Source organism: Neobacillus drentensis (assembly GCF_036962765.1).
GTDB classification, from domain to species: domain Bacteria; phylum Bacillota; class Bacilli; order Bacillales; family Cytobacillaceae; genus Neobacillus; species Neobacillus drentensis_C.
The window spans coordinates 1-1,992 of the sequence record NZ_JBALOS010000128.1; the positions used below are offsets into that span (position 1 = coordinate 1).

Annotated in this window: 1 protein-coding gene; it reads left to right on the top strand. The window is 35.4% G+C overall.

Annotated elements, in window-relative coordinates; genetic code table 11:
* The first annotated feature begins 204 nt into the window (after positions 1 to 204).
* A complete protein-coding gene (gene fliD / locus V7137_RS16480; protein ID WP_335699087.1) occupies positions 205 to 1,779 on the top strand; it encodes a flagellar filament capping protein FliD in 1,575 nt (524 codons plus the stop codon).
* Positions 1,780 to 1,992: the final 213 nt, after the last annotated feature.

Genomic DNA, 1,992 nt, shown 5'->3' on the forward strand with positions numbered 1-1,992 from the left:
GTATCATACGCAGATCAGATGATTGGAATTGCGAATGGCATTTTAAGATGATTTTATTGAGACGTTTTTTAGCGTCTCTTTTTTTGCATAGTAGATTTCAAAAAAATACTTAACTTTTTTATAATTAAACCGATAATTAATTACATATTATTAATTCTTTTGATATAAAACTGATAAAACGTAAATCAAAAAGGAGTGAATAGGGTGATTGATACTAGAAATACATTGAGAGTAAGCGGTCTGGCGTCTGGAATGAATACGGATGAAATCGTCGCCAACCTGGTTAAAGCACAGAGCAGCCGCTTAAACAAAATGCAACAAACAAAAATCATGTCAACCTGGAAATCCGATGCCTATCGTGATGTGAACAAAAAAGTGGATGAGTTCCGAAAAGCGATGGAAGGTTTGCGGTTGCAATCGACCTTCAACAAGCAAACTGCAAGTTCTTCAAATGAAAGTGTTGTCTCCGCAACCGTTAGCGGGACACCAACACAAACTTCATATGAAATTACAAATGTACAACAAGCAAAACCAGCTATTGCAGCTTCTGTGAAGTTTTTTCAAACAGGTAGTTTAGATACAACAAAAACACTAAGTGATTTAGGTGTAACGGAAGATGCGACTGGAAGTGGAAAAACATCATTATCAATAAATGGGCAAATCTATCAATTTGATATTACATCAAAACTATCCACTGTCTTAGATGACATAACTAGTAAAACTCCACTAAAGGTGTCATATTCTTCTGTTGAAAAATCTTACACCTTTACAAACGCTACTGCAGGTGCTGGTCAAGATGTTAACATAGCAGAGGGGGCATCAAACCTTCTTACTAAATTGGGTATACCAGCAGGTTCCATTTCAGGAGGAAGTTATAGCAGCGATGCAACCACATCAGTAGTGGCTGGCACAGATGCGGCACAAGCTAAAATGTTCATTAATGGACTCGAGTTTCGAACTGATTCAAATTCTGTAACGTATGATGGGATGACCTTTGATATTAAGGCGAGCATGAGTAGTGGGACAGTAAATGTAACGAATAAGAGTGATTCGGATAGTATATTTACCAGTGTTAAAACTTTTGTAGATAAATACAATGAAATAATAGCAGACCTAAATGGTAAATTGTCAGAGAAAAAATATCGAGATTATCCCCCTTTACTTGATGACCAAAAAAAGGATATGAAGGACAACGATATTAAGCTTTGGGACGAAAAAGCAAAGAGTGGAGTGCTAACGAGCGATTCAACAATTAGATCCTTCCTTACAGAAATGCGGCATAGTCTAGTCTCTACTGTTCAAAATCCAGCAGTTTCTTCAAGCTTTAACTCATTAAAAGACATTGGGATAAACTTCTCTACAAATTATAGGGATAGCGGTAAATTAGTATTGGACGAAGCTAAACTAAAAGGAGTTTTGCAAACGAATTTAGAAGATGTAAAGAAACTTTTCACTGCTAAAGAGACTGCCACTGGCTCTGCAACAACTGCGACCGACACCAATTTGCATGAGAAAAGTGGTTTTGGGTGGAGAATTTATGATCGCTTAAATGCAACCATTACACAACTGGGGTCAATAGCTGGATCTCCGAATTCCACTGTTGATACGACTAGTTTTATGGCTAAACAAATCAAATCTCTTGATGCTAACATTTATAGAGAACAAGATAAAATCAATTCGTATGAAAATAGACTTTGGAAGCAATTTGGGGCAATGGAAAAAGCATTACAACAGCTTAATTCGCAAGGTTCTTGGCTTTCACAACAGTTAGGAATGTAAATAGAATATTAAAGACCGTAGATCTTTTTTGGGGGTAAAAACCCTGATTAGATTTACGGTTCTTTTTATATAAAAAAATATCAAAAATTTGATAAAATCCCTAAACTATAATTTTGACCTGACGATAATAATTAACAACAAGGAATTCTTTGAAACAAAATAAAAATAAATAAAAAACAGCTAAACAATTTGTTTGAGCAACCGATAATACTA